The sequence below is a fragment of the Roseisolibacter sp. H3M3-2 genome (genome assembly GCF_029211165.1).
In the GTDB taxonomy this organism is placed as follows: domain Bacteria; phylum Gemmatimonadota; class Gemmatimonadetes; order Gemmatimonadales; family Gemmatimonadaceae; genus Roseisolibacter.
The window spans coordinates 1-980 of record NZ_JARGEK010000700.1; the positions used below are offsets into that span (position 1 = coordinate 1).

The following is a 980-nucleotide window of genomic DNA, read 5'->3' on the forward strand; positions in this document are numbered from 1 at the left end:
GGCGCGGCGGCCGGCGCGACACGCGATGCCGTCGCCCCGGCGGGCGCCGCGGCCGGCGCGGTGAGGCGCAGCGCGCGCAGCAGCGCGAGGTGCATGACGCCGCCGACCACCGACAGCAGCGCGGGGAGCGCGATCCGCTCCCAGCCGCGCGCCGTGGCGGGCACCGTCACCTCGACGCGCGACCCGGCGGGGACCTCCTGCGCCAGGAAGCGGCGGAAGGTGCGCCCCTCCAGCGACACCGGCTCGACCGCGGTGAGCCCGGGCGCGACGGCCGCGCCGCGCGGGTCCTCGATCAGCACCTCGAGCACCGTCGTCGCGCGCTCCAGCGCGACGGCCAGCGGGAAGGCGTCGCCGTCGAGCGTGTACGTGTACGCCACCTGCTTGATGCCGGGCGCGAACGGCGCGAGCAGCAGCGCGCGCCCGCGGATCGCCGCCATCCCGTCGGCCGGGATCTCGCCGGGGCGCACGGCGAAGTCGCGCGCCGCCGCCGGGAGCGCCGCCGACCACGCGCCGCGCGCGCCGTCGCTCCCCGGCACGGCGGTGAGGCTCGTGTCGTTCGTGAGCTCGAACACCTCGATCACGCGGCGGCGCCCCTCGGCGTCGGGCGCCGGGACGATGAGGTGCCGGCCGCGCACCGAGATCGGCAGCGCGCGCGACGTGGTGTCGAACACCGCGATCTCGCCCTCGTCGCCGCGCACGTCGGCGAGGCGCAGCGGCGACGTGAAGTACGCGATCCCGCCGTGGCTGGTGGACGCGAAGTACAGCGCGTCGTCGGCGCCGAACGGGCGGTAGCGGAACCGGTAGCCGCCGTCGGCGCCGGTGCGCAGCGAGTCGAGCGCGCCGGCGCTGTCGGAGCCGACGCGGTGCAGCGTCACCCACGTGCCGGCGACCGGGCGCATGACCGTGTCGCGCACCAGCACCACGCGCCCGTCGACGCGGCGCGAGCCGTCGGGGAGCGTCGGGACCGACGCGAGCGGCGC

1 protein-coding gene is annotated in these 980 nt (G+C 78.4%); it reads right to left on the bottom strand.

Annotation, left to right across the window (positions count from 1 at the left end):
- The coding region (locus tag PYV61_RS25830; protein WP_275836760.1) for a hypothetical protein at positions 1-980 on the bottom strand (980 nt) is incomplete at both ends.